Origin of the sequence: Sphingomonas sp. S2-65 (assembly GCF_021513175.1) — a bacterium.
In the GTDB taxonomy this organism is placed as follows: domain Bacteria; phylum Pseudomonadota; class Alphaproteobacteria; order Sphingomonadales; family Sphingomonadaceae; genus Sphingomonas.
The window spans coordinates 2,762,781-2,788,125 of the sequence record NZ_CP090953.1; the positions used below are offsets into that span (position 1 = coordinate 2,762,781).

General features: G+C 65.9%; 24 protein-coding genes. 14 read left to right on the forward strand and 10 right to left on the reverse strand.

The genetic code is table 11. The features are described 5' to 3' along the window. Position 1 precedes the first annotated feature (1 nt). A complete protein-coding gene (egtD, locus tag LZ586_RS13015; protein ID WP_235076711.1) occupies positions 2-973 on the forward strand; it encodes an L-histidine N(alpha)-methyltransferase in 972 nt (323 codons plus the stop codon). Here the strand turns inward: egtD and LZ586_RS13020 are convergent, their stop codons facing one another. After that, complete coding sequence (locus tag LZ586_RS13020) at positions 974-1,969, reverse strand: DUF1176 domain-containing protein (protein ID WP_235076712.1); 996 nt, start codon at positions 1,967-1,969, stop codon at positions 974-976. Between the two features lie 68 nt (positions 1,970-2,037). Between LZ586_RS13020 and LZ586_RS13025 the strand changes: the two genes are divergently transcribed. Further along, positions 2,038-2,907, forward strand: a complete 870-nt coding sequence (locus LZ586_RS13025) for a 3-hydroxyacyl-CoA dehydrogenase NAD-binding domain-containing protein (protein WP_235076713.1) — start codon at positions 2,038-2,040, stop codon at positions 2,905-2,907. A 28-nt stretch (positions 2,908-2,935) separates the two neighbouring features. On the opposite strand, the gene LZ586_RS13030 is transcribed toward LZ586_RS13025, so the two are convergent. Beyond that, entirely contained in the window at positions 2,936-4,234 is a 1,299-nt protein-coding gene (locus LZ586_RS13030) for a NupC/NupG family nucleoside CNT transporter (RefSeq protein ID WP_235076714.1), read from the reverse strand. A 138-nt stretch (positions 4,235-4,372) separates the two neighbouring features. Here LZ586_RS13030 and LZ586_RS13035 point away from each other — a divergent pair, with 138 nt between their 5' ends. From LZ586_RS13035 to LZ586_RS13060, 6 genes are all read left to right on the forward strand, one after another. Further along, positions 4,373-5,053, forward strand: coding sequence for a queuosine precursor transporter (locus tag LZ586_RS13035; RefSeq protein WP_235076715.1), 681 nt, complete (start codon positions 4,373-4,375; stop codon positions 5,051-5,053). Positions 5,054-5,094: 41 nt separating this feature from the next. Beyond that, complete coding sequence (gene argB, locus LZ586_RS13040; protein ID WP_235076716.1) at positions 5,095-5,994, forward strand: acetylglutamate kinase; 900 nt, start codon at positions 5,095-5,097, stop codon at positions 5,992-5,994. Positions 5,995-6,073: 79 nt separating this feature from the next. Continuing rightward, positions 6,074-6,376, forward strand: a complete 303-nt coding sequence (locus LZ586_RS13045) for a YggT family protein (protein ID WP_235076717.1) — start codon at positions 6,074-6,076, stop codon at positions 6,374-6,376. After that, the gene (locus tag LZ586_RS13050; RefSeq protein ID WP_235076718.1) at positions 6,377-6,685 is read left to right on the forward strand and encodes a DUF167 family protein; all 309 of its coding nucleotides are present in this window, start codon (positions 6,377-6,379) and stop codon (positions 6,683-6,685) included. It abuts the gene before it with no gap. Next, a complete protein-coding gene (gene folD / locus LZ586_RS13055; RefSeq protein ID WP_235076719.1) occupies positions 6,675-7,577 on the forward strand; it encodes a bifunctional methylenetetrahydrofolate dehydrogenase/methenyltetrahydrofolate cyclohydrolase FolD in 903 nt (300 codons plus the stop codon). Before LZ586_RS13050 ends, folD begins: the two co-directional genes overlap by 11 nt. Further along, positions 7,574-8,218: a MarC family protein gene (locus LZ586_RS13060; protein ID WP_235076720.1), complete on the forward strand. Its 645-nt coding sequence runs from the start codon at positions 7,574-7,576 to the stop codon at positions 8,216-8,218. Before folD ends, LZ586_RS13060 begins: the two co-directional genes overlap by 4 nt. Here the strand turns inward: LZ586_RS13060 and LZ586_RS13065 are convergent. Then, positions 8,175-9,965, reverse strand: a complete 1,791-nt coding sequence (locus tag LZ586_RS13065; protein WP_235079809.1) for an AcrB/AcrD/AcrF family protein — start codon at positions 9,963-9,965, stop codon at positions 8,175-8,177. The genes LZ586_RS13060 and LZ586_RS13065 overlap by 44 nt on opposite strands. A gap of 148 nt (positions 9,966-10,113) precedes the next feature. On the opposite strand from LZ586_RS13065, the gene LZ586_RS13070 reads away from it, so the two are divergent. Then, the gene (locus LZ586_RS13070; RefSeq protein ID WP_235076721.1) at positions 10,114-10,515 is read left to right on the forward strand and encodes a GtrA family protein; all 402 of its coding nucleotides are present in this window, start codon (positions 10,114-10,116) and stop codon (positions 10,513-10,515) included. 1 nt (position 10,516) lies between these two features. Next, the gene (locus tag LZ586_RS13075; RefSeq protein ID WP_235076722.1) at positions 10,517-11,245 is read left to right on the forward strand and encodes a class I SAM-dependent methyltransferase; all 729 of its coding nucleotides are present in this window, start codon (positions 10,517-10,519) and stop codon (positions 11,243-11,245) included. Positions 11,246-11,272: 27 nt separating this feature from the next. Here the strand turns inward: LZ586_RS13075 and LZ586_RS13080 are convergent, their stop codons facing one another. From LZ586_RS13080 to LZ586_RS13100, 5 genes are read right to left on the reverse strand one after another with little or no spacing between them, the layout of a single operon-like run. Continuing rightward, complete coding sequence (locus tag LZ586_RS13080; RefSeq protein WP_235076723.1) at positions 11,273-12,298, reverse strand: glycosyltransferase family 2 protein; 1,026 nt, start codon at positions 12,296-12,298, stop codon at positions 11,273-11,275. Positions 12,299-12,309: 11 nt separating this feature from the next. After that, positions 12,310-13,653, reverse strand: coding sequence for an acetamidase/formamidase family protein (locus tag LZ586_RS13085; RefSeq protein ID WP_235076724.1), 1,344 nt, complete (start codon positions 13,651-13,653; stop codon positions 12,310-12,312). Between the two features lie 60 nt (positions 13,654-13,713). Continuing rightward, entirely contained in the window at positions 13,714-15,801 is a 2,088-nt protein-coding gene (locus LZ586_RS13090) for a RelA/SpoT family protein (protein WP_235076725.1), read from the reverse strand. 52 nt (positions 15,802-15,853) lie between these two features. Next, a complete protein-coding gene (locus tag LZ586_RS13095) occupies positions 15,854-16,273 on the reverse strand; it encodes an acyl-CoA thioesterase (RefSeq protein ID WP_235076726.1) in 420 nt (139 codons plus the stop codon). A 2-nt stretch (positions 16,274-16,275) separates the two neighbouring features. Further along, positions 16,276-17,484 (reverse strand): LL-diaminopimelate aminotransferase, encoded by a 1,209-nt coding sequence (locus tag LZ586_RS13100; protein ID WP_235076727.1) that lies wholly within the window; start codon positions 17,482-17,484, stop codon positions 16,276-16,278. A gap of 121 nt (positions 17,485-17,605) precedes the next feature. Here LZ586_RS13100 and phaC point away from each other — a divergent pair, with 121 nt between their 5' ends. The 3 genes from phaC (at position 17,606) to clpS (ending at position 20,667) form a co-directional block, all read left to right on the forward strand. Continuing rightward, a complete protein-coding gene (gene phaC / locus LZ586_RS13105; protein ID WP_235076728.1) occupies positions 17,606-19,339 on the forward strand; it encodes a class I poly(R)-hydroxyalkanoic acid synthase in 1,734 nt (577 codons plus the stop codon). A gap of 112 nt (positions 19,340-19,451) precedes the next feature. Then, positions 19,452-20,168: a phasin family protein gene (locus LZ586_RS13110; protein WP_235076729.1), complete on the forward strand. Its 717-nt coding sequence runs from the start codon at positions 19,452-19,454 to the stop codon at positions 20,166-20,168. Between the two features lie 160 nt (positions 20,169-20,328). Continuing rightward, on the forward strand, positions 20,329-20,667 hold the full coding sequence (gene clpS / locus LZ586_RS13115; protein WP_235079810.1) for an ATP-dependent Clp protease adapter ClpS: 339 nt from the start codon (positions 20,329-20,331) through the stop codon (positions 20,665-20,667). Between the two features lie 46 nt (positions 20,668-20,713). Here clpS and LZ586_RS13120 read toward each other — a convergent pair whose 3' ends face one another. Beyond that, positions 20,714-21,418, reverse strand: a complete 705-nt coding sequence (locus tag LZ586_RS13120) for a Crp/Fnr family transcriptional regulator (protein ID WP_235076730.1) — start codon at positions 21,416-21,418, stop codon at positions 20,714-20,716. Positions 21,419-21,568: 150 nt separating this feature from the next. Between LZ586_RS13120 and murA the strand changes: the two genes are divergently transcribed. Next, positions 21,569-22,852, forward strand: coding sequence for a UDP-N-acetylglucosamine 1-carboxyvinyltransferase (murA, locus tag LZ586_RS13125; RefSeq protein WP_235076731.1), 1,284 nt, complete (start codon positions 21,569-21,571; stop codon positions 22,850-22,852). 133 nt (positions 22,853-22,985) lie between these two features. Here the strand turns inward: murA and LZ586_RS13130 are convergent, their stop codons facing one another. Beyond that, positions 22,986-25,319 (reverse strand): GH92 family glycosyl hydrolase, encoded by a 2,334-nt coding sequence (locus tag LZ586_RS13130; protein ID WP_235076732.1) that lies wholly within the window; start codon positions 25,317-25,319, stop codon positions 22,986-22,988. Between the last annotated feature and the right edge of the window lie 26 nt (positions 25,320-25,345).

Consider the following 25,345-nt stretch of genomic DNA (forward strand, 5'->3'; position numbering starts at 1 on the left):
CATGCTCAAGCAGGAGCCCGGCGACGGCGAGGCGACGCTCGCCGACCCGCATTTTCGCGCCGATGTGCTGAACGGCATCGCCGCGCGCCCGCGTGCGATCCCGGCCCGCTGGTTCTACGACCGCCGCGGCTCCGAGCTGTTCGAGGCGATCACTGCGCTTCCCGAATATTACCCCACCCGGACCGAGGCCGAGCTTCTCGGGACGATCTGTCCCGAACTCGACGTCGCGCCGGGAGCGGCGGTGGTCGAATTCGGTTCGGGCTCCTCGGCCAAGACGCCGATCCTGCTGCGCTGCATCGATCCCGCCGCTTATGTGCCGATCGACATATCGGGCGACTTCCTGCGCCAGTCCGCCCGCGATCTCGCGGACGCGTTCCCCGATGTGCAGGTGCTCCCGCTCGAGGCGGATTTCCTCCGCCCCGTGCCGCTCCCCAACCAAGTCGCGGACTTGCCCAAGCTGGGCTTCTTCCCCGGCTCCACCATCGGCAACATGGACGCCTATCAGGCGGTCGACCTGCTTCGTGCGATGCGGACCTGGCTGGGCGACGGTGCCAAGCTGTTGATCGGCATGGACCGAGTGAAGTCGCCCGACATCCTGGTGCCCGCTTATGACGACGCCCAGGGCGTCACCGCCGCCTTCAACCTCAACCTGCTGGAGCGCATCAACCGTGAGCTCGGCGGGACTATTCCCGTGGACGCCTTTCACCATCGCGCGATCTGGAACGACTCGGCCTCGCGCATCGAAATGCACCTGGAGGCTACCCGCGACATCGCCTTCGAAGTCGAGGGCCGCCCCTTCGCGATGCGTGCCGGCGAGACCATCCATACCGAGAACAGCCATAAATATGGCGAACGCGGCGCCCGGCTGATGCTCCGCGCCGGCGGCTGGACGCCGGTCCGCGAATGGAGCGATTCGCAGGGCTGGTTCAGCCTGATCCTCGCCGAGGCGCAGCCGCTCGCGCGGGGCCCTTGATCAGCGGAACACCGCCCGCGCCGTCCAGCGCCGCAACCAGTTGGTCGATCCGCGGCACGGCTCCATCGACCGCAGCTCGGTCAGCCGGAACCCGCGTCCGTCCCAGACATACTCCGCCGCCTCGCCGCAATCGCCGATCCCGCGCCCCTTCGCCCGGCTGCTCAGCACATTGCGGTCTGCCTCCCACCATCCATTGGTCAGCATCGGCGCCGTTTCCGACCCTTCGTTGCTATAGTCGAGATCGGCCACCGCCACCGTGCCGCCGCGCACCACGAACGGTACCAGCAGCGTGTTGTACGCCCCCGACATGCAGGGCAGCAGCGCCAGCGTCGCGCCGCCGCCGAGTGCCGCCGTCGTCACCTCGCTGGTTCCCCGTTCCTCCTCCTCGCACTCGGCGAGCTTCTCCATCCGGGCCTGCAGGGCGGCGGTGATGACCGCCGGCTTGCCCGAGGCACGCAGCGCGACCACCCTCGGCGCAGCGACCACGCCGGGTACCGCGGAGACAGGCTTGATACCCTTGGCCACTGCCGCGGTGACGGTGCCCGCACGTCCCTGCTCCGCATCGATGAACCGCAGCGCCGCCGACGATCCGCTGAGCGGCACGCTCAGCAAGACCTTGCCGCCATGCTCCACCCGCAGGTCGGCGCCGTTCGCCATGGCTTCAACGATCCGTCCCGCCTCCACCCCCGCAAAGCGAAGGCCGCCTTTGGCCGGCGTGGCGCGGACCAGTTCGACCCCATCGATCTTCACGGTAACCGGCCCCTTCGCTTGGCCCGTGTCGATCGTCACCGTGAACCCCGCCGCCGCGCCGGCTTCCCGAGCGATCGACACGTTGAGCGGGCCATCTTCGGGCCAGTCGGCGTCTTCGCGGATCAGCGAGGTCATCTCGCACGCCTTGACGTTGTCGCAGGCGACCTCCCAGTCGCCGAACCCCTTCTCAAGGCCAGGAGTGGGGCCAATCTGAAGGGAGGCGAGCAGTAAGGCGATCGTCAGCATGGCGTCACTCTAGCCGGGATGCCGCAGCCGGAGTAGGGGCACCGCAAAGCAATGCAGGGAGACGGACGATGCGGACGGTGGGTGTGATCGGGGCAGGGCAGATGGGCGCAGGCATCGCCCAGGTCTCGGCGCAGGCGGGCTATACCGTGCTGCTCTCCGACGTCGATCTCGCCCGTGCCGAAGCCGGCAAGGCGGGCATCGCCAAGCAACTCGCCCGCGCCGTCGACAAGGAAAAGATCACCGCCGCCGACGCCCAGGCCGCGCTCGACCTGATCCAACCGCTTCAGGATGTGTCCGGCATGGCGCCTTGCGACCTGGTGATCGAAGCCGCCACCGAGCGGGAGGCGATCAAGCGCACGATCTTCGAAAGCGTCGGCAAGGTGCTTGGCCCGGACGCAATCCTGGCCTCCAACACCTCGTCGATCCCGATCACGCGCCTGGCGCAGGCCGCACCCGATCCCGCCCGCTTCATGGGCGTGCACTTCTTCAATCCGGTGCCGGTGATGGGTCTAATCGAACTGATCCGCGGCCTCGCCACCGCCGATGCCACCGTCGATGCCGTGGAGGCGTTCGGCCAGCGCCTGGGCAAGCGCATCGTCCACGCCAACGACGCGCCCGGCTTCATCGTCAACCGCGTGCTCATGCCAATGCTCAACGAAGCCTGTTTCGCGCTCGGCGAAGGCGTGGCGACGATCCCGGACATCGACGCCGCCTGCCAGCTCGGCCTCAACCATCCGATGGGTCCGTTCACGCTCGCCGACTTTATCGGCCTAGACACCTGCCTGGAGATCACCCGCGTGCTGTTCGAAGGCACCGGCGATCCCAAGTTTCGCCCGGCGCCGCTGCTGGTGAAATATGTCGAAGCCGGCTGGTTCGGCCGCAAGACCAAGCGCGGCTTCTACGATTATTCCGGCGCGGAGCCCGTGCCGACGCGGTGAGGATAAAGGGGCGCGGCGGGGCGCTGCGTCAGGGCAGCAACAGCCCCGCCAGCGCTGCCGACATCAGGTTCGCCAGGCTGCCCGCCACCAGTGCCCGTATACCCAGCTTGGCGATCATAGCCCGCTGATTGGGTGCCAGGCTGCCCGTCGCCGCCATCTGAATCGCGATCGAGCTGAAATTGGCGAAGCCGCACAGCGCAAAGGTGATGATCGCTTTGGTGCGCGGCGCGAGATCGGGATTGGCGCCCAGCTGGATGAACGCCACGAATTCGTTCAGCACCATCTTGGTCCCGAACAGTCCGCCGGCCTGCACCGCTTCGTGCCACGAGATGCCGAGCAGGTACATGACCGGGGCGAACACCGTGCCGATGACCTTCTGGAAGCTCAGGCCCTTGAACCACAGCGCCCAGTCGGCATTGCCACTGGCGTAGAAGATCCAGTTGCCCGCGCCGCCCAGCAGCCCGTTTGCCAACGCCACCAGCGCCACGAACGCCAACACCATCGCACCGACCGCCACCGCGATCTTGACGCCGGTCGAAGCTCCGCTCGCCGCGGCCATGATCAGATTGGCCGCGCGTTCCTCTTCCAGGTCGTGCTCGGCGACCTTGATGGTTTCTTCCTCGGGATCGTCGCCCAGCGGCAGTTCGCCTTCGGGCGGGGCCGGTACGTCGGGCATGATGATCTTGGCCATCAGCAGTCCGCCCGGCGCGGCCATGAACGACGCGGCGAGCAGATAAGGGAGCGATGCCGGTCCGAGCAGGCTGGCATAAGCCGCCAGGATCGTTCCCGCGACGCCCGACATGCCGACGCTCATCACCGCGAACAGCTGCGACGGTGTCAGTCGCGCTAGATAGGGGCGGATCACCAGCGGCGATTCGCTCTGGCCGACAAAGATGTTGGCCGCCGCGCACAGCGATTCGACCTTGCTGGTGCCGATCACCTTTTCGATGCCGCCGCCGATCCAGCGCACCACGAACTGCATCACCCCCAGATGGTAGAGGATGGACACGAGCGCCGCGAAGAAGATGATGACCGGTAGCGCCGCGATCGCGAAGCTGGTGCCGCCCAGCTCGGGCCGGGCGAGCGGCCCGAACAGGAAGGCGGTGCCTTCGCCCGCATAGCCGAGCAGCGCCGAGACGCCGGTCGACATCCCATGCAGCACCGCCTGGCCCCAGCTGGTTCGCAGCACCAGTATCGCGATGACGACCTGCAGCCCGAACGCCGCGCCCACGACCCGCAGCCGGATCGCCCGGCGGTTGGTGGACAGAGCATAGGCGATCGCCAGGATGGCCAGCACGCCGAAGATGCCGATCGGGAAGTGATTCATGCGGTGAAAGCGGGTCCCAAGGCCGGCCCCTCGAAATTGGCCAGCGAAAGCGGGACCATACACGCCGCACGAATTCTCGCTAGTAGGGGCGTCGCACGCATCTTGCCGCACCGCACGCTTTGCCGCTAGCGTCCTTCCATGGACACTTCCCGGCCCGCAGGCATCCGCTCGCTTTTCGCGCTTTCAATCTTCTACGGCGGAATGGTGTGCATCGCCGGCGTGCTCGGCAACAAGCAGGTGTCGCTCGGCCCCTTGTCACAGGTTGGCGAATGGGCCGGCGTCGGCCCGCTCGCGGTCGAAGCGGGGATCTTCGCCTTCCTGCTGCTCGTCGCGGTGTCGAGCGCGGTTGCCGAACTGCACGGCCGCGCCACCGCCAACCGACTGGTTCAGTTCGGATTCGTGCCCCTGCTGACCTCGATGGCTCTGTCCTGGCTGGTCTATGCCCTGCCGGCTTCTCCCGAGATGATCCCGGAGAACCGCGACGCGATCCAGGTCGTCCTCGGCGCGACGTGGCGAATCTGGGGGGCAGGGATCGTCGCTTATGGGGTGTCGCAGACGCTTAACGTGACGATCTTCAGTGCGCTGAAGGCAGGCAAGGGCAAGCTGTTGTGGCTGCGCGCGGGGATCGCCGGGGTACTCAGCCAGATCGTCGACACGCTGATCTTCGTGACGCTCGCCTTCTACAACGAATTCCCGATCAGCCCGCTGCTCGTGGGGCAGATGCTGGCGAAGGTGGTGCTCAGCGCCATTCTCGTTCCGTTGCTGATCTACCTGTTCGTCGGCATCGGCCGCGCGCTCGATCGGCGGCGCGCGCTCTGACGAAGATTGCGGGCGGCGTGCACGGCGCCTAAGGGGCGCCGATGACCGATCACGGACCCGATCCCGCACTGCTGGCCAAGGCAGAGACGCTGACCGAAGCGCTGCCCTACCTCCAGCGCTATGCCGGTGCGACCTTTGTCGTGAAATATGGCGGCCACGCCATGGGTGATTCGGACCTGCAGCGCCGCTTCGCCAGCGACGTGGTGCTGCTCAAGGCGGTCGGCATCAACCCCATCGTCGTCCATGGCGGCGGTCCGCAGATCGGCGCGATGCTCAAGCGCCTGGGCGTCGAGTCGCAGTTCGTCGGAGGCTTGCGCGTCACCGACGCCGAAACCGCGCGTATTGCCGAGATGGTCCTGGCAGGATCGATCAACAAGGAAATCGTCGGCTGGATCGGCCAGGCCGGCGGCAAGGCGGTCGGCATCTCCGGCAAGGATGCTGGCCTCGTTACCGCCCGCAAGGTTGAAGGCCGCGGCGCCGATCCGCTTCAGGGGATCGAGCGGCACGTCGACCTCGGCTTCGTTGGCGAGCCAGTGGCGGTCGACCCGGCCATTCTCCACTCGCTGGCGGCACAGGGCTTCATCCCCGTGGTGGCGCCGGTCGCGCTCGGCGTGGATGGCCACACCTACAACATCAATGCGGACACGATGGCGGGTGCGATTGCGAGCGCCTGCGGCGCCGCTCGCTTCTTCCTGCTCACCGATGTCGCAGGGGTACTCGACAAGTCCGGCGACCTCGTGACCGACCTCGACCCGGCACGTATCGCCGCGCTCAAGGCCGACGGTACGATCTCCGGCGGCATGATCCCGAAGGTGGAGACCTGTGTCTCTGCGGTGACGGCAGGGGTCGACGCCGCGGTGATCCTCGACGGTCGCGTGCCGCATGCGCTGCTGCTGGAGATATTCACGCGGCGCGGCGCCGGCACCCTCGTCCACGCGTGAGGGTGTTTCCCGCCCAAGCTTTCCTATATCGTCGGCTTAATCGAGTTCCGCGGAGACAATCTTGAATTCCTTCCTGATCATGCTCCTGCAGATCGTGCAGCTGCTTCTGACGGTGTTCACCTTCATCATCGTGGCCCAGGCGATCCTGTCCTGGCTGATCGCGTTCAACGTGATCAACACGTATAACGAGTTCGTCCGCTCGCTTTGGAACGGACTGAAGGTCGTGACCGAGCCGGTGTACCGCCCGATCCGTCGGGTTCTGCCGGACTTCGGCGCGCTCGACATCTCGCCCATGGTCGTGCTGCTGATCCTCTACATCCTGAACAACTATCTTGTCCCGTGGCTGATGATGCAGCTGGCGAACCCCGGCTATCCGGGCTGAGTGAGCGCATGGCGCCGTCGCGCTGACGGGATCGAGATCGCCGTCCGCGTGACTGCGCGTGGGTCGCGCGACGTCCTCGGAGCCGGAACCGACGAGCATTTTGCCGCTCGCCTGTCCGCACCACCGGTGGACGGTGCGGCTAACGCTGCGTTGGTGGCGCTTGTCGCTGAGCGATTCGGGGTTCCTCGCCGTGCGGTGAGGCTTGTCGCCGGCGATACGGCCCGGCTTAAACGCCTGGCTGTCAGCGGCGACGCTCAGAAGCTGGAACAGATCGCTCGCAGCCTCTATGGGGGCACGCATGACGGCTGAACTGATCGACGGCAAGGCATTCGCAGCGGGCCTTCGCGCCCGCGTTGCGGCGCAGGTTCCCACTTTCCAGGCGGCGTCCGGCCGCGCTCCCGGCTTGGCCGTGGTGCTGGTCGGCGAGGACCCGGCCTCTGCCGTATATGTCCGCTCCAAGGGCAAGGCCACGCGTGAGGCCGGCATGCAAAGCTTCGAGCACCGCTTGCCCGCCGATGCCCGCCAGGAGGATCTTCTGGCATTGGTCGAGCAGCTCAATGACGATCCTGCGATCGACGGCATCCTCGTCCAGCTCCCGTTGCCCCGTCATATCGACGAACAGGCGGTCCTGCTGCGGATCAGCCCCGACAAGGATGTCGATGGGTTCCACCCGGTCAATGCCGGGCGTTTGGCGACAGGCATTGACGGCTTCGTGCCTTGCACGCCGCTTGGTTGCCTGATGCTGCTTCAGGATCGTCTGGGCGACTTGTCGGGCTTGGACGCTGTGGTGATCGGCCGCTCGAACATCGTCGGCAAGCCGATGGCCGCGCTGCTCACCCAGGCCAGCTGTACCGTGACGGTCGCCCATTCGCGCACCCGCGATCTCGCCGGCCATGTCCGGCGGGCGGACATCGTCGTCGCGGCAGTCGGGCGAGCCACTTTCGTGTCGGGCGATTGGATCAAGCCCGGCGCCACGGTGATCGACGTCGGCATCAATCGCGTCGATGGCAAACTTACCGGCGATGTGGACTTTGCCGGGGCGATGGAAGTCGCAAGCGGGGTCACTCCGGTTCCAGGCGGTGTCGGGCCGATGACCATCGCCTGCCTGTTGCGCAACACGCTCGTCGCCGCACACCGCAATGCGGGCGTGCCGCTTGCCGAAAACATCCTCGCAAGCATCGATCGTCCCGACCGGCCATGATCGAGCTCTTCGTCTCCGCCTTCGTCACCTTCTTCGTGGTGATCGACCCGCCCGGCTGTGCGCCGATCTTCGCGGGACTGACGGCAGGGGCGAGCGCGGTGCATCGCCGCGCGATGGCAGTGCGGGCGGTGCTGGTCGCCGCCTTGATCCTGTTCGGCTTCGCCTTGTTCGGCGAGGCATTGCTCCACGCACTCGGCATCAGCCTTCATGCCTTCCGCATTGCCGGCGGCATCATGCTCTTCCTGATCGCGCTCGAGATGGTGTTCGAGCGGCGCACCGAGCGTAGGGAGGATCGCGCCGAGAAGATCAAGGCCGACGAGGAAGTCACCGACATCTCGATCTTCCCAATGGCCATGCCGATGATCGCCGGCCCTGGCTCGATCGCGTCGGTCATGCTGTTGATGTCGCAAACCCAAGGGCTCACGAACACGGTGGTCGTGCTGGCGGCGATGGTGGCTATCCTCGCGCTCAGCCTCGTCGCACTGCTTGCCGCCGGACCCATTATGCGGCTCGTCGGCGCGAAGATCGAAGCAGTCGTGTCGCGCCTGCTCGGCGTGCTGCTCGCCGCGCTCGCCGCTCAGTTCGTGATCGACGGTATCAGCGGCTCGCTGGTCGCGGGACGAGCGGCGCTGGGGCACTGACCGGCGCGTCCGGAAGGTCGTAGCGGATCCGCCAGAGCTTGAACGGCGAGTTGGCGGGCAGCGCCATGGGCTCCAGCCAGTTGGGAACCTGCCCTCGATATAGCTGCGAGAAGAAGCCGCTCGGCCCGCGCGAACGATAGATCGTCGTTTCCGACATGTCCGGGCAGATCAGCAGATACTGCGCCTTGTGGCGCGCGGCGATGGCACGGAAGTCTCTCGTGGGCCCGGTAAAGGCGTGATGCACGTCGAGGATGGCCGTGCCGTTGCGATGATAGGGGCCGGCGATGCCGTAATGGTGCGTGACGGTGATCAGCCGCGGCCCCATGTCGACATGCGTGAAGAGGATCGCACTGGGATAGGCATTGAGCGGTAGCAGCGATGACATGCGCCCACATGCCGCATTCGCCTTGCCCACCTTGCTGGGTACGCCCTTGCCAGGCTTGTCCGCCGGCAGCAGTGGCAAGGCCAGCCCGGTGAACAAGCCGGTAGCCACCAGGAACGCCGCTACCGACCCGAAGACTCGGACCGCTAGGTTCGTGCGCTTCAGGCACCACGGGATCACGATCCAGGCGAGCGCCGTCGCGCCCGGCACGCTCAGAAGCTGTGCCGCCGGCCCCGCGCGGACCTGCCACAGCAGCATGGCCCCTGCAAAAGCGGTGAACAGCGCGATCGCCGCCCAGGCGATGGCCGCCTCGCTGCGCCGCGCCCGCCAGGTCGCGACCAAAGCGCCGATGATGCCGACCACCGCCAATGCCGCCATCGGGAAGGCGCTCTTCAGCGGATGCTTGTAGATCGGGCGTGCCTCCCGGACATTGTTGAGCCAAGTCCGGGCGAGTTCGTCGGACACCTGCTCGGGGCGTCCCAGGCATTGCGGGAACAGCAGCGCGAACCCGGCAACGATGACTCCGCCAGCAAGCGCCGCGAGTACGAGCCGCAGCCACCGCTTCTCGGCGGGCACCAGCGACAGCGCGAACAACAACGTTCCGGCAGCCACCGTGACGCTCAGCCAAACCGGCGTCAGCGCGTCGCAGCGAAGCACCTGGTTCGCGTTCGAGGCGAACAGCGCGAAGCCCAGCGCCGACCCGCCCGCCAGAGTAAGGCCATAGGCTGCCATCCGCCGCGCATCGCCGCGCTCCCAGATCCAGCGCAGCGCGATGATGCCTCCGGCCATCGCGCAGTAAGGCAGCATCTCCAGCCCAATGGTCAGCGACACCGCGCTCGATATGCCGACTGTCGTTCCGCCGCGGGCGCGCCGCGGATCGGCAAGACCGGCGACCGTCATTGCCAGGCAGGCAAGTTGCCAGCCATGATGATCGATGCGCATCGGCGCGTACATCGCCATGGTCGAGGTACAGCTCATCAGCACCAGCATCGCCATTGGCCACGCATGGGGCGCGACCAGGCGGCGCACGGTCAGGGACAGTCCCGTCATCGTGGCGATCAGCGGTAGCAGCGGCGCGATCCCGCAGGCCCATTTTTCGGCGGCTTCCACACCCAGCAGGGGGCGCAGCAACAGGATCAGTCCGGCGATCGGAAGGTCGACGAGCCGCGACCAGTGGATGTCGAACCCGCCCAGTGCCGGATCCAGCCGGTATTGGCGCAGATCGTACCAGCCCTGACCGGCAAGCAGCGCGCGCACTTGCGCCAGCCGCATATTGTCGTCGGTATCGGTGAGCACGAGCCAATGGATGTTGCCCTGGCGCTGAACCAGGTACCAGGCGACGACACAGCCCCAGAACGCCAGCATCCAGCCCAGCCAATGGCGGTCCAGCTCGTGATCCAGGCGGAACCCGCCGATTGGCTTCAACTTCAAAGTGGCTTCCCTCGCTCGGTGTCACGCATTAGGGCGGCGGCTTGCGCGAGGGCAAGCTGAAGTGACAGTCGTTCAACGACGAATGGAAACCCTGCTGGAAAGCGGCCTGCTCGGCCAGCTGATCCGGTTCGTCATCGCCGGGGGCATCACCACCGGCCTGTATACGCTCGTCTATTCGCCGCTCGCAGGGTTCGGCATCACCTCGGAGCAGGTCGCAAACATCTGCGGCTATCTGGTGGCAGTGACCTCGGGCTATCTGCTCCACAGCAAGTGGAGCTTCCGGGGGCACGGGGCCCAGGCGTCGAAGACCAGCTGGCGCTTCTTCGTCGTGTCGCTTGTCAGCTTCGGGCTGAACACCGTGTTCGTGTGGATCCTCACCGATGATGCGATGCTCGCGGGACCCTGGTGGTGGCCGCTGGTACCGATCCTGTTCGTCACGCCGCTCGTCACCTTCGCGCTCAACCGTTTCTGGGTATTCAGCTGATATGGACCGCGTCGTCTACGATCGCATGGCCGCGCATGACACCACCCATTGGTGGTATCGCGCGCGCCGCGAAATCCTCTCCGACTTCCTCGCGCGCGAGGCCAAGCTGCCGGCGCACGCCCGCATTCTCGAGATCGGCTGTGGCACCGGCCACAATCTGCCGATGCTCGCCAGCTATGGCGATGTCGACGCGATCGAGATCGACGAGGCGGCGGCGGCGAAGGCCAGCGAACGGCTCGGCAAGCAGGTCGGATCGGCACCTCTGCCCGAGCTCGACGGGGTCGAACCCGGCAGCTACGACATGGTCGCCGTTCTCGACGTGGTGGAGCATGTCGAGGACGATGTCGCCGCGCTCCAGGCGATTGCCCGCGCGCTAAAGCCTGGCGGCAAGGTCCTGATCACCGTCCCCGCGCATCAATGGATGTGGAGTGCGCACGACGTAGTGAATCACCACAAGCGCCGTTATTCCAAGGCGTCGCTCGCCAGGGCGCTCGACGCCGCAGGCCTGCGCCCGCACAAGCTTGGCTATTTCAACTCGCTGCTGTTTCCGGTGGCGGTCGCGGCGCGCTTCGCCGGCAGGCTGATGGGCAAGGACGACAGCGACGATTCGCCCCCACCCAAGCCGCTCAACGCCGTGTTCGAGAAGATCTTCGGCCTGGAACGTCATCTGGTCGGCCGCGTGCCGCTGACGCCGGGCCTTTCGCTGATCGTCCTGGCGACGCCGAAGTAAGCTATCCCCAGCGTCGCGGAGAAGGCCTTACTCCACGACCTCGCTCCGCACCGCCTGCGGCGACACCCGGACCTCGCCCGAATCCTCGAAGCGGTACCCAAGCGACGCGTGTCCCTTCACCGGACCCGCCACGTCGGCGACCAGATAGAGCGGCCGCCGCTTCGATTCGACATACAGCCGGCCGAGATACTCGCCGATCAACCCCAGCACGAACATCTGCACGGCGCCCAGGAACACCACGACCAGCATCGTCGATGTCCAGCCCTGCACCGCATTGCCCATCACCCAGCCGACCAGAATGTAGAGCATCAGCAGCAGCGAGGCGGCGGTGAGGAACAGCCCGACATGGCTGGCGAAGCGCAGCGGCGCAGTTGAAAACCCGGTGATCGCGTCGAGCGCGAACCGGACCATCTTGCCCAGCGGGTACTTGGTCTCGCCGGCATGGCGCTCATGGCGGTCATAGACGAACGGCACCTGGCGAAACCCGACCCAGGCCACCATCCCGCGGATGAAGCGCGCCTGCTCGGGCAGCGAGAGGAACGCGTCGAGCGCCCGGCGAGTCATCAGCCGGAAGTCGCCGGTGTCGAGCGGGATCGGGGTGTCGGTGATCCGGTCGAGCATGCGATAGAAGATCGCGGCGGTCAGCTTCTTGAACAGGCTTTCGCCCTCGCGCTTGCGGCGCACGGCATAGACCACGTCCGCACCCTCGGCACGCATCAGCTCGCGCATCGGCCCCAGCAGCTCGGGCGGATCCTGCAGGTCCGCGTCGATGATCAGGATTTCCTCGCCCGCGCATAGGTCGAGCCCCGCGGTCAGCGCCAGCTGGTGGCCGTGATTGCGCGACAGGTTGATCGCCACCAGATGCGGGTCGGCCGCGGACAGCCGCTGCATCACTGGCCAGCTGCCGTCGCGCGAGCCGTCGTTGATGAGGACGATCTCGTAATCCTCGCCCACGACATCGCGCGCCGCCGCGGATATCCGGGCGTGCAACATGTCGAGACACCCTTCTTCATTGTAGCAGGGGACGACGACGGAGAGCTTGGGCCGCTTCATGGGCGCGGTGTCTAGCGCGTCGGTGCAGACCCGTCGATGGTCAAGCTTCGTCCAGGGTCGGTCCGGGGGGGAAGCAGCGCCTTGTCGATCCGGGCCGCCACGCCCACGCTGCGTCCGGCGAGATTGGGGACGGTGAACCGCACAGCGGCGCCCATCAGCTGTGCCGCCTCGGACAGGCTCATGCCATAGTCCTGGCGCAGCCACTGGATCAGTCCGGTGCTCGCCTGCTTCAGCGCCTCGTCGAGCGATCCCGCCTGGCCGAGCACCATCAACTCGGAAGGCGATTCCACGCGAGGTCCCGACAGCGGCTTGCGCTTGATCAGCTCGACGCTGAACACGACGTCCATCGAGGTTTCCAGGGCATATTGGCTGGTCTCGCCATCGCCCTGCGCGGCGTGCGCGTCGCCCAGATACAGAAGCGCGCCGGGCTGAGACACGGGCAGATAGATGGTGTTGCCTTCGGCGACTTCGGGAAAGTCCATGTTGCCGCCGCCCCGGCCGGTGTCGCCGGTGGACAGCGGCGGCGCGCCGAACCCGCTGGCGACGCTCAGCCCGCCCAGCATCGGCCGCACCGGCAGGCGCAGGTTTCGCAAGGTGCCATCGGCGCCCTCGGGCGTGGCGGTTCCGGCGGCGCGGTCCAAGCGCCAGCGCACCGTCCTGCCAAGTTTTTGTGCTTCGGGCATCAGCGAGGGCCCCACCGCGCGGGGGACGATGCTGTCCAGGCTTTCCGCCCAGTCGCGGTTCAGACGAAGCTGGCGCAGATGCACTACCAGCACGTCACCGGGAACCGCGCCTGCCACGAAGAAGGGGCCGGTCTGCGGATTCCCGAAAAGCGCGCGTGTCACTCCCTGTGCGTCGCGGCCACCCGAATCGATCGTATGGGTCCGCACCGTATCGCCGGGCCAGATCGTCAGCACCGGCGCACGGTCGGGCGAAAAGCTGTTCGAGAAGCTGGAGGGTATGAAGTCGTAGACGCGCGGATTCCCCGCCGGTCGCTGCGGAACTGCCCGGGCGACGAAGGGGTGCCGGACACGCCGGCCGGGATCGTTGCTGTCCGGGAAGTCTGCCTCGCCGACGATCCTGCCATCGCGCATCGTGCCGTCGAAGGCATAGTGGACGCCCCGCGCATTGGTGACGGCGATCCGCAGCCGGCCGCGCTTGACGTTACCTTTGACGGGGTCGCCGTCCCAATCGCCCGAGAGCGTCTCCCCCGAACGCTGCAAGTTCAGCGTCGAATATTCGGTGTTGCCCCAGCGATCCGTGGCGACGATCCACTGCCCTTGCGTCGGTGTCGGCATCGCGTGCGCCACTGGTGCCGATACGAGCAGGCCGAGGCACAGCAACAGTCGGATCATGAGGCCCTCCGCTAACGACTACATTTGTAGTCTTCACGCGAAGAAGCGCTGAGGCAAGGGTTAAAGCCGTTCAGCCTCGCTCACTGCATCCGCCGCGCGAAGGGCCGCGAGCAGCCGCATCAGGTGCGCGGCGTTGCGCACCTCCAGATCGACCGTGTTGGTGTGGAAGGTCGTGTCGCGGCTGTCCATGCGCAGGCCCAGGATGTTGGCCTTGTGCTGCCCGATCAACGTCGCGACCGCACCCAGCGCACCGGGCTCGTTCTTGATGGTGATCGCCACCGTCGCGGTGCCGCCTTCGGCCTTGTCGCCCCAGGTGAGGTCGACCCAATCCTCTTCCTCGGTGTCGGCAAGCGCCGGGCAGTCGATGCGGTGGACCTCGATCGGCTTGCCCGCCGGGCGAACGCCGATGATGCGGTCGCCCGGTACCGGTCGGCAGCCTTCGGAGAACCGGAACGCCACGCCGGGGGTCAATCCCTTGATGTCGATCGCATGGCTCTGCGGCGGCAGCTCGTGCTCGGCTCCGTCGGCGGAGCCGGGCATGATGGCGTCCATCACTTGGGCGTCGGTGACCTGGCGCCGGGCGATCGCCTCCATCAGCACGGCCTCGTCGGCGCATTTCAGCCGCTTCAGTGCGTCTCCGAGCGCGCCATCGCCTGGCGGCGTCGGCAATCGCTGGACGATCTCGTCATATAGCTTGCGGCCAAGCGCGACCGTCTCGTCGCGGTCCTTGTGGCGAAGGTGCCGTCGGATGGCTGCGCGCGCCTTGCCGGTGATGGCGAAGTTCAGCCAGTTGGGCTGCGGCTCCTGTGCCTTGGAGCGCAGGATAGCGACTTGATCCCCCTGCGCGATTTCGGTCCGCAGCGGCACCACCTGGCCGTTGATCTTGGCGCCCACGGCCTGGTCGCCAAGATCGGTGTGGACGGCATAAGCGAAGTCGATCGGCGTCGCGCCCTTGGGCAACTGGATCAGCTCGCCCTTGGGCGTGAAGGCGAAGATCCGGTCCTGGTACATCGCCATGCGGGTATGCTCGAGCAGCTCTTCAGGGCTCTCGGCATGTTCCAGGATCTCGATCAGGTCGCGGATCCAGCTCACCTGCGTATCCGGCCGCACGGCGCCCTGCTTGTACGCCCAGTGCGACGCCACGCCGAACTCGGCCTGCGCGTGCATGTCGCGGGTGCGGATCTGGATTTCCACTCGCGTATCGCCGGCATGCATGATCGTGGTGTGCAGCGATCGATACCCGTTGCGCTTGGGCGTCGAGATATAGTCCTTGAACCGCCCCGGGACCATCGGCCAGCGGCGATGGATCACGCCCAGCGCGCGGTAGCATTCTTCCTCGGTGTCGACGATCGCACGGAACGCCATCAGGTCGGAGAGTTGCTCCAGGCTGACATGCCGCTCCGACATCTTCTTCCAGATGGAATAGGGATGTTTCTCCCGGCCGGTCACGTCGACTTCGATGCCGCCGCGCCCCAATAGCAGCTTCAGCCCCGACGATATCTTGGCGATGCGGTCCTCGCCCTCCACCTGGAGCGCGTCCAGCCGCTTGGTGATCGATTCGTACGCCTCGGGCTCGAGCACCTTGAAGGCGAGCGTCTGCATCTCCTTCATGAACTCGTACATGCCGATCCGCTCGGCGAGCGGGGCATAGATCTCCATCGTCTCGCGGGCGATCCGCCGGCGCTTGTCCTCGTTCTTGATGAAGTGGAGCGTGCGCATGTTGTGCAGCCGGTCGGCCAGCTTCACCAGCAGCACGCGTATGTCGTCGGACATCGCCAGCAGGAATTTCCGGAGGTTTTCCGCCGCGCGCTCGCTCTCGGTCTGCGCCTCGATCTTGCTGAGCTTGGTGACGCCGTCGACCATCCGCGCGACATTGGCGCCGAACAGCCGCTCGACCTCTTCGGGCGTCGCGACCGTATCCTCTATCGTGTCGTGCAGGATCGCGGTGGCGATCGTCTCGTCGTCCAGGTGCAGGTCGGTCAATATGCCCGCGACTTCGATCGGATGACTGAAATAGGGGTCGCCATTGGCCCGCTTCTGGGTGCCATGGGCGTTGACCGAGAAGACATAGGCCCGGTTGAGCAATGCCTCGTCGGCGTCAGGGTCATAAGAGAGGACCCGGTCTACAAGTTCATATTGGCGCAGCACGGGTTCTAAATGGGGCCGCGAGCGCCTGATTTGCAACGAAATTGCATCGGCGTCAGGCTCGCAGCGCCGCCAATCGTGCGCGCACGGTGTCCGGAAGCGGTTTCGATCGCCGCGCGGCGGAATCGATGTGCACGCTCACGATCTCGACCTCCGCATGCAGCGCGCCGGTGTCCGCGTGACAAAGCTCGACCCTCAAGGTCATGCTCGAGCTGCCGACCCGGTCCAGGCGCACGAACGCTTCCACCATGTCGTCGAAGCGGAACGGTTGCTTATACTGCACCGTGGAGCGGGCGACGTTGAACTCCGCGTCCGCCCACTCGGAGCCCAGGTCGTGGAGGTCCGCCCAGCGCCAGAACTCGGTGATCGCGACATCGGCATAATCGAGATAGCGGGCATTGAAGACGATCTTCTGCCCGTCGATCTCCGAATAGCGGACGCGGAACCTGGTCGAGAAGGCGAACCCCTCGCGCATGCTCACCCCGCTTTCGTCGATGGTACGTTCACCCCCATCGACTGGAGGTACTTCTTCACGTTGCGCGCAGCCTGGCGCAGCCGCTGCTCGTTCTCGACCATCGCGATGCGGACATAGCCCTCACCATTCTCGCCATATCCGACGCCGGGTGCGACTGCGACCTTGGCATGGCTCAACAGCTGCTTCGAGAATTCGAGGCTGCCCAGATGCGCCAGCGCGGGGGGCAGGGGCGCCCAGGCAAACATCGACGCGCGAGGCGACGGGATGTCCCAGCCCGACCGCCCGAAGCTTTCCACCAGCACGTCCCGGCGCTTGTGATACAGCTCGCGATTCTTCTCGACGATGTCCTGCGGTCCGTTGAGCGCCGCCACCGCAGCCGCCTGGACGGGCGTGAACGCGCCGTAATCAAGATAGGATTTAACCCGAGTCATGGCGGCGATCAGCTGCTTGTTGCCGACCGCGAAGCCGATCCGCCACCCGGCCATCGAATAGGTCTTCGAAAGCGAGGTGAATTCGATGGCGATGTCCTTGGCGCCTTTCACCTCCAGGATCGAGGGCGTCGGCTTGCCGTCATAATAGAGCTCGGAATAGGCCAGGTCCGAGATGATCCACACCTGGTTTTCGCGCGCCCAGGCTACCAGCCGCTCGTAAAAAGCGAGATCCACCGTCTCGGCGGTCGGGTTGGAGGGATAGTTGATCACCAGGATGCTCGGGCGCGGCACGGTGAAGTTCATCGCCCGCTCGAGGCTCTCGAAATAAGCGTCGTCGGGCGTTGTCGGCACCGCACGGATCGTCGCGCCGGCGATGATGAAGCCGAAGGTGTGGATCGGGTAGGACGGATTGGGCGCCAGGATCACGTCGCCGGGCGCGGTGATCGCGGTGGCGAGGCTCGCCAGACCTTCCTTGGATCCCATGGTGACGACCACTTCGGTCTCGGGATCGACGTCCACGCCGAAGCGGCGTCCGTAATAATTCGCCTGCGCGCGCCGCAGGCCGGGGATCCCCTTGGATTGCGAATAGCCATGCGCATCGGGCTTGGCCGCGACTTCGCACAATTTGTCGATGACGTGCTGAGGCGGCGGCAGATCGGGATTGCCCATGCCCAGGTCGATGATGTCCTCGCCCGCCGCGCGCGCCGCGGCCCGCATCCCGTTCACTTCGGCGATGACATAGGGCGGCAAACGCTTGATGCGGTAGAACTCTTCGGACATGTCCACTCTCGCTAGAGGGCGGCACCCGATCGCGCCGCCCCTGCGTTGATAGGGCATATGGGCAGCTTCGGGAACGCCGAGTTGCAAGTCGCCCCTGGAAAGCGACGCGGGAGAGAAACGCATGGCCGACACCACCACGCCGACCCCCAGCCTTGAGGAGCTCCAGCACTGGACCTGGGTGCTCGGCCGCGCGCAGCAGATGATGCTGGAAAACGGCTTCGACCTGATGGGCGCCAAGCCCACGGCAAATCCCTACGCTGCGATGTTCGATCCCCAGGCCGCGATGCAAGCGAGTGCGGGCTTCTGGGCGGACACCATGCAGCTGTGGCAGCGCTTCCTCGATCCCGCGCATGCCCAGACCTTCGAGGAAACGCCCGAACAGGCGAAGGACAGGCGGTTCAAGGCGCCGCAGTGGCGCGAGCAGCCGATGTTCGACTTCCTGCGCCAGAGCTACTTCGTCGTCGCCGATCATCTGTTGAAAGGAGTCGATGCGCTGGAGGGCGTGGAGCCGCGCCAGAAGGAGCAGATCCGCTTCGCCACCAAGGGCTTCATCGACGCGATCAGCCCGGCCAACTTCCCGGCGACAAATCCCCAGGTGCTCGAACGCATCGTCGAGACCAAGGGCGAGAGCCTGCTCAAGGGGCTTCAGAACATGCTGGGCGACCTCGCCAAGGGCCAGATCACCCAGACCGACGCGCACGCCTTCGAGGTCGGCCGCAACATCGCCACCACCCCCGGCAAGGTGGTCAAGCGCACGCCGCTCTACGAACTCATCCAGTACACGCCCGTCACCGAGCAGGTGTACCGCACGCCGCTGATCATCTTTCCGCCCTGGATCAACCGCTTCTACATCCTCGATCTTTCACCCGAGAAGAGCCTGATCCGCTGGGCGGTGGAGCAGGGGTTCACCGTCTTCGTCGTGTCGTGGAAATCGGCGGACGCGACGATGAAGGACGTGGTCTGGGAGGATTATGTCGAGCGCGGCCAGATCGACGCGATCGACACCGTGCGCGCGCTGCTAGGCGTCGAGGGCGTGCATGCCGTGGGCTATTGCGTCGCCGGCACCACCCTGGCCGGTACGCTGGCCGTGCTCGCCGCGCGGGAGCAGGCGGACAAGGTCAGGAGCGCCACCTTCTTCACCGCGCAGGTCGATTTTTCAGAGGCGGGCGATCTGCGGATGTTCGTCGACGACGACCAGTTGGCCTTGATCCGCAGCTTGGGCAGCGAGGGGTATCTGGACGGCCGCTACATGGCCGCGACCTTCAACCTGCTGCGGGGCCGCGACCTTATCTGGAACTACGTCACCAACAATTATCTGATGGGGCAGGACTATGTCCCGTTCGACCTGCTCCACTGGAACTCCGACGTCACCAACCTGCCCTCGGCGTGGCACCTGAGCTATCTCACCGACTTCTACCGCGACAACAAGCTCGTGACCCCGGGCGCGCTGTCGATCGGGGGAACGCCCGTTGACCTGGCCCGGATCACCACGCCTGCCTATGTCCAGGCAGGCCGCGAAGACCATATCGCGCCGGCCGCTTCCGTGTGGAAGCTCACGCACCACTTCAAGGGACCGCTGCGCTTCGTGCTGGCCGGCTCGGGCCATATCGCCGGCGTGGTGAACCCCCCGGCGGCCGGCAAGTACCAGCACTGGATCAACGACGCGAAGGTGGACTCGCTGGACGCGTTCCTCGCGGGGGCCAGCGAGATCAAGGGGAGCTGGTGGCCGGATTGGGCGGTGTGGCTCGCCAGCGGCGATCCGGAGCAAGTGGATGCAACAACTGCACGCATTCCCGGGAACGGCCCGCTTCCCGCGCTGGAGGACGCGCCTGGGAGCTACGTCAAAGCGCGATAACCATAGAGTTCCCTAACGTAAATGAGTATGCTGCAGCGCAACATCGCTCTTGCAGCTTTTGCAATGACGTCATATATATTGCAGCGCAGCAATCATCCAGGGACCGACTCGTATGGCTACCAAGGGACCCAAGCCGGGTACGCGCGTCAGCAAGCCGGCAGTGCCTGTGGTTGAGGCTGTGGCAGCCCCCGTTCAGAAGCTCGCGCCCGAATCCGTGATCGAGGCAGACGCCCCGATCAATGCGTCCGGAGCCGTGCCGGCGGTGGCAGCAGCGTCGCAGGAAGTCGTCGAAGCCGTGGCAGAGCAGGTTGAACCCGCCGCCGCGCACCCCGTCAACGAAGCCGACACCGCCGGCGAGGCGGCTCGGGAGAGCATCGTCAAGGAAAGCACCATGGAAACCACGATCGAAACCAACGGCGCCAAGGCGCAGGCATTTTTCTCCGACTTCACCGACCGCACCCGCGCGGCCGTGGAGAAGTCGACCAAGCTGGCCGAGGACGCCGGCGAGTTCGCCAAGGGCAATTTGGAAGCGCTCGCCGAATCGAGCCGCATCGCCGCCAAGGGGCTTGAGAGCTTCGGCCAGGAAGCCGCCGAATATGGCCGCAAGTCGTACGAGCACGCCACTTCGGCGATGAAGACGCTGTCGACGATCAAGTCGCCGACCGATTTCTTCAAGTTCCAGAGCGATTTCGTGCGCGGCGTGTTCGACGCCTATGTCGCCGAGACTTCGAAGAACACCGAGGCGATGATCAAGCTGGCAGGCGACGCGGCGCAGCCGCTGTCGAACCGAGTCGCGGTCGCAGTCGAAAAGGTGAAGACCGCGGCCTGAACCGGTCGCGTCCGAACAGACCGAGGGCGGTCGCCACCCGGCGGCCGCCCTTTGTCGTTTCATGGAATCGGCACATAAGCGTATCCGCCGCCTTGCCTCGCTCTCGGCGAATCCATATTTTCCGCTCCTGATGGTCGAACTTGAGAACACAATGATCCGGATGGCTGAAGACGGCGACCATGATGATGGCGGCAATGGCCGCGATCCTTCGGTCGGGCTCGCCACCCGCACCCGCACCCGCACCAAGAAGCCGACACCGTATCGCGTGCTGATGCTCAACGATGATTACACGCCGATGGAATTCGTGGTGCTGGTGCTGCAGCGCTTCTTCAGGATGACGATGGAAGAAGCGACGCAGGTGATGCTTCACGTCCACCAGCGCGGCGTGGGCGTATGCGGCGTGTTCAGCTACGAGGTGGCCGAGACCAAGGTGAGCCAGGTGATGGACTTCGCCCGGCAGAACCAGCACCCGCTGCAGTGCACGCTGGAAAAGGCCTGACGCGGCGAGGCGAGGTCCCTCGCGATGCGGGGACGACCAGGTCGGCTCAGGCCGCCGGCAACCAGCTCAGGTCCAGCCCTTCGTACCGGTTCACGTAGTTCGCGGCCCGCGCCAGCGCGCGTTCGTCGACCAGCGTGACCTTGCCGGCCTCGCGCGCGATCAGCCGGTCTTCCTCCAGCTGGCGCAGCATGCGGTTCACATGCACCGCCGTCAGCCCGGTCGCGTCGCCGATCTCTTCCTGCGTCAACCCCAGCGCGAACACATTGGCGATGCTCTTGTCCGCCCCGCGCAGCCGGTTGCGCAGCTCGAGCAGCAACGCCGCCACGCGCGCCTTGGCACTGGTCCGTCCCAGCGCCGCCAGACGGTCGGTCAGCGCCACGCGCTCGATCTGGGCATGCACCATGATCATCGCCGATAGCCGCGGATGCGCGATCATGATGTCGGCCAATGCCGTCCGGTCGAACGGGGAGACGGTGCAGTCCGACAGCGCCGCTAGGGTCTCGGGGGCTTCGCGGTAAATCGCGCTCGACATGCCCAGCATGTCGCCGGGGAACAGGAAGCGCAGGATCTGCCGGCTGCCGTCGTCCAGCAGGACATAGCTCATCATCAGCCCCTTGCGGAGGATGAACATCTCTCCGCACGGCTCGTTCTCGCGCTGAAGCACCGCCCCGCGGCGCACTTGCCGCTGGCGTGACTCCAGCTTCTCCAGCGTCGCGCGCTCGGCCGACGTCAGTTCCACAAGCTCGCTCAAGATTTCAGCGAAACAACTAATCGCCACGCTTCTCGCTTCCCCCACCGCCCAGTGCAAAGCAGTACCTTGGAATCAGTGCATTAAAGTCGATCAATCCCCGTCAACGGCCTGCCGCTTGCACCGCGCCCGGGAGCGAGTAGAAGCTCGGCCATGGATCGAATTCTCATTCGCGGCGGCAACCGCCTTTCCGGCAAGATCACCATCTCGGGCGCGAAGAATGCCGCCCTGACGTTGATGCCCTGTGCCTTGCTGACCGACGAACCGCTAACGCTGCGGAACCTGCCACGGCTTGCAGACGTCGACAGCTTCGGACATCTACTGAATGTCCTTGGCGCCTCGACGTCGATCGAAGGCACGCGGCCGAGCGAATTCGGGCGAGTCATGACCGCGCACGCGGGGAATCTCAGTTCGACGGTCGCCCCCTACGACATCGTGCGCAAGATGCGCGCGTCCATCCTGGTGCTCGGCCCGCTCGTCGGCCGCGCGGGTGAAGCGACGGTGTCGCTTCCGGGCGGCTGCGCGATCGGCAACCGTCCGATCGACCTGCACTTGAAGGCCTTGGAGGCGATCGGTGCCGAAATCGAACTGGCTGCAGGCTATGTGAAGGCGACCGCGCCGGGCGGGCGGCTGAAGGGCGGCGAATTCCGCTTCCCCGTCGTCTCGGTGGGCGCGACCGAAAACGTGCTGATGGCGGCAGTCACCGCCCGCGGCACCACCGTGCTCGACAACGCGGCGCGCGAGCCCGAGATCGTCGACCTCTGCAACCTGCTGGTGGCGATGGGCGCCTCGATTGACGGCATCGGCACCGACAGGCTGGTGATCGAAGGCCGCGAGCGGCTGCACGGCGCGACCTACAGCGTTATGCCCGACCGTATCGAAGCAGGCAGCTATGCCTGCGCCGCGGCGATCACCGGCGGCGACCTGGATCTGGTGGGCGCGTCGGCGGCGGACATGCGCGCGACGCTCGATGCGCTGACCGAAGCCGGCATCACCGTCGAGGAAAAGGCCGACGCCATCCGCGTCGCCGCGCCGAACGGCATCAAGCCGCTGACGCTGTCCACCGCCCCGTTCCCCGGCTTCGCGACGGACATGCAGGCGCAGTTCATGGCGATGCTGTGCATGGCGCAGGGTACGAGCACGCTGACCGAGACGATTTTCGAGAACCGCTACATGCACGTCCCGGAACTCGCACGCATGGGGGCCGACATCGCGGTCAACGGCCGCACCGCCGAAGTGCACGGCGTCCGCAAGATGACCGGCGCCCAAGTGATGGCGACCGATCTGCGCGCGTCGATGAGTCTGATCCTCGCCGGTCTAGCCGCAGAGGGGGAAACCCAGGTCAGCCGAGTGTATCATCTCGATCGCGGATATGAGCGGCTGGAAGAGAAGCTCCAGGGCGTCGGCGCCGACATCGAGCGCGTCGGCGACGGCTAACAGGGCAGGCTTGACGCCCCGAGAAGGTTACGAAGTACCTCGTCATCCCGGCCTTGAGCCGGGATCCCGCTTCTTCTGACGGTTCGAGGCAGCGGGACCCCGGCTCAAGGCCGGGGTGACGAAGAGGAGTTGTTTAGCGCGTGCTCATCGAAAAGGGCCGGGCCGCTTGGCTGGTGCCCCAGTTCTTGTTCGGCGCAGCCTGCATCGTGAACCGCAACTCGCCACCCGCGACGACCTCCTCGTGGCGTAGGAAGCTGCGCTCCAGCGGTTTTCCATTCAGCGTCACCCGCCCGACATAGCGGTTCGCGTCCGACAGTCCGTCCGCCACCACGGTGAAGCGCTTGCCGTTCGGCAGGTTCAGTGCCGCGCGGTCGAGGAACGGCCGCCCGATCACATATTCGTTCGACCCCGGCGCCACCGGATAGAATCCCAATGATGTGAACACGAACCAAGCCGACATCTGCCCCAGATCATCATTTCCCGACAATCCGTCGGGCGTCGGCTTGTACTGGCTCTCGACGATCTGCTTCAGCCGCTCCTGCGTGCGCCACGGCCGGCCGGCATAGCTGTAGAGATACGCCACATGATGGCTCGGCTCGTTGCCGTGGATGTACTGGCCGATCAGCCCGGCGATATCCTCGGCATGGCTGTAATCGACCTTGGAATTGTCGAATTCGAACATCGCGTCGAGCTTCTTGACCGCCGCCGCGTCGCCGCCCAGCAGCTTGAACATCGCCGCCTGATCCTGCGGTACGAACCACGAATATTGCCAGGCATTGCCCTCGGTATAGTCGCTGCCATAGTTGATCGCGGTGGGGTCGAAGGGCACGCGGAAGCTGCCGTCGGCCTTGCGCGCGCGCAGGAAGCCGGTTTTCGCGTCGAAGCTGTTGCGCCAGTTGCCCGCGCGCTTCTCGAACTCTGCGGCGACGTCGCCCTTGCCCAGCGCCCGCGCCATCCGCGCGATGGTCCAATCGTCATACGCATATTCGACTGTCTTCGACGCCGCCTCGGGCTCGCGGTCGATCGGCGCGTAGCCCAGCTTCATATAGTCGCCCAGGCCACCATAAGGCGCATAGCGGGCGCTCGCGGTCATCGCGTCGAGCGCCTTGGCCGGATCGAAGCCGCGAATGCCTTTCAGATAGGCGTCGGCGATCACCGGCACGCCGTGGTAGCCGATCATCGTCCAGGTCTCGCGCCCTTGGAACTGCCACACCGGCAGGATGCCGAACGGGCTCGCTTGCTGGCTGGCGATCAGCGAGTTGACGAAGTCTGCGTTGCGCTGCTCGGGCTGGACCAGCAGCAGCAGCGGGTGTTCGGCGCGGAAGGTATCCCACAGCGAAAAGGTCGAATGGAAGGTGAAGCCTTTCGCCTGGTGCACCTGATCGTCGGGGCCGCGATAGCGCCCGTCCGCATCCGAAAGCACGCTCGGTGCGACAAGCGTGTGGTAGAGCGCCGAGTAGAAAGTCTTGCGCATCACCGCCGGCGCGTCGACATCCACGGCACCCAGCGCCGCTTCCCAGGCCTTGCGAGTGCCGTTGCGCACGGCGTCGAACCCGCCGACTTCGCTGTCAAGGTTGGCGACCGCGCCGTCCTCGTCGACGCTGGAGATCGCCACCTTCACTTCGAGCGGCCGATCGAGCACGCCGAAATCGAGTCGCGCGACCAGAGCGGTGCCGTGCAATTGCGCGGCATCGTCAGCGCCGCGGCTCGGCCCCTGGAAGCCCTTATACGGCACTTGCTCCTCGCGGTTGAGGAATGCGTGGCCGGTCAACGGTGCCGACGGGCGGATCGCGAAGAACAGTTTGCGGCCCGCGGCCCAGCCGCGCGTCTCACGCATACCGGTGATCGTGCCGTCGGGCCGCAGCCGCACCGTCGACCACAGGATCTTGCCGGGATAATTGTATAGTGAACTGCGCAGGTCGAGCAGCAGGTGCGCGGCCTTGCCGGCGGGAAACGCGTAGCGCTGGACGCCGACGCGGGTGCCCGCGGTCATTTCCGCACGAACCCCGGCATCGGCCAGCGTCACTGCGTAATAGCCCGGCTGCGCCGTCTCGCTGGCATGGTCGAAGCGCGAGCGGTATCCGGAGCCCGGCTGCTTTGCGTCGCCAGGCTCCAGCACGACGGTGTCGCCGGCAACCGGCATCATCAGGAAGTCGCCCAGATCCGAGTGCCCCGCACCAGAGAAATGGGTCATCGAGAAGCCCTGGATGGTCGGATCGTCGTAGCGATAGCCCGCGGCATGGCCGTAGCATTCGCGGATCAGGCACCCCGTGTCCGTATCCGGGCTCAACTGCACCATCCCGAACGGCGCCACCGCGCCGGGAAAGGTATGGCCTTCGCCGCCGGTGCCGACGAGCGGATCCGCCGAGGCATAGGGTGTGTTCGCGGTCTCCTGAGCGCTCAAGGGCGCTGTGGTGAAGGCCAGGGCGGAGAGCGCGCACGCGGCACGGCGGAACTGCTTGGTCATGCCAGTGGTTAGAGCATGACCCCGCA

Bases quoted from the DNA above. Each gene is read 5' to 3' on its own strand.
- egtD (WP_235076711.1), top strand. From the start codon at position 2: ATGCTCAAGCAGGAGCCCGGCGACGGCGAGGCGACGCTCGCCGACCCG.
- LZ586_RS13020 (WP_235076712.1), bottom strand. From the start codon at position 1,969: ATGCTGACGATCGCCTTACTGCTCGCCTCCCTTCAGATTGGCCCCACT.
- LZ586_RS13025 (WP_235076713.1), top strand. From the start codon at position 2,038: ATGCGGACGGTGGGTGTGATCGGGGCAGGGCAGATGGGCGCAGGCATC.
- LZ586_RS13030 (WP_235076714.1), bottom strand. From the start codon at position 4,234: ATGAATCACTTCCCGATCGGCATCTTCGGCGTGCTGGCCATCCTGGCG.
- LZ586_RS13035 (WP_235076715.1), top strand. From the start codon at position 4,373: ATGGACACTTCCCGGCCCGCAGGCATCCGCTCGCTTTTCGCGCTTTCA.
- argB (WP_235076716.1), top strand. From the start codon at position 5,095: ATGACCGATCACGGACCCGATCCCGCACTGCTGGCCAAGGCAGAGACG.
- LZ586_RS13045 (WP_235076717.1), top strand. From the start codon at position 6,074: ATGCTCCTGCAGATCGTGCAGCTGCTTCTGACGGTGTTCACCTTCATC.
- folD (WP_235076719.1), top strand. From the start codon at position 6,675: ATGACGGCTGAACTGATCGACGGCAAGGCATTCGCAGCGGGCCTTCGC.
- LZ586_RS13060 (WP_235076720.1), top strand. From the start codon at position 7,574: ATGATCGAGCTCTTCGTCTCCGCCTTCGTCACCTTCTTCGTGGTGATC.
- LZ586_RS13065 (WP_235079809.1), bottom strand. From the start codon at position 9,965: ATGCTGGCGTTCTGGGGCTGTGTCGTCGCCTGGTACCTGGTTCAGCGC.
- LZ586_RS13070 (WP_235076721.1), top strand. From the start codon at position 10,114: ATGGAAACCCTGCTGGAAAGCGGCCTGCTCGGCCAGCTGATCCGGTTC.
- LZ586_RS13075 (WP_235076722.1), top strand. From the start codon at position 10,517: ATGGACCGCGTCGTCTACGATCGCATGGCCGCGCATGACACCACCCAT.
- LZ586_RS13080 (WP_235076723.1), bottom strand. From the start codon at position 12,298: ATGAAGCGGCCCAAGCTCTCCGTCGTCGTCCCCTGCTACAATGAAGAA.
- LZ586_RS13085 (WP_235076724.1), bottom strand. From the start codon at position 13,653: ATGATCCGACTGTTGCTGTGCCTCGGCCTGCTCGTATCGGCACCAGTG.
- LZ586_RS13095 (WP_235076726.1), bottom strand. From the start codon at position 16,273: ATGCGCGAGGGGTTCGCCTTCTCGACCAGGTTCCGCGTCCGCTATTCG.
- LZ586_RS13100 (WP_235076727.1), bottom strand. From the start codon at position 17,484: ATGTCCGAAGAGTTCTACCGCATCAAGCGTTTGCCGCCCTATGTCATC.
- phaC (WP_235076728.1), top strand. From the start codon at position 17,606: ATGGCCGACACCACCACGCCGACCCCCAGCCTTGAGGAGCTCCAGCAC.
- LZ586_RS13110 (WP_235076729.1), top strand. From the start codon at position 19,452: ATGGCTACCAAGGGACCCAAGCCGGGTACGCGCGTCAGCAAGCCGGCA.
- clpS (WP_235079810.1), top strand. From the start codon at position 20,329: ATGGCTGAAGACGGCGACCATGATGATGGCGGCAATGGCCGCGATCCT.
- murA (WP_235076731.1), top strand. From the start codon at position 21,569: ATGGATCGAATTCTCATTCGCGGCGGCAACCGCCTTTCCGGCAAGATC.
- LZ586_RS13130 (WP_235076732.1), bottom strand. From the start codon at position 25,319: ATGACCAAGCAGTTCCGCCGTGCCGCGTGCGCGCTCTCCGCCCTGGCC.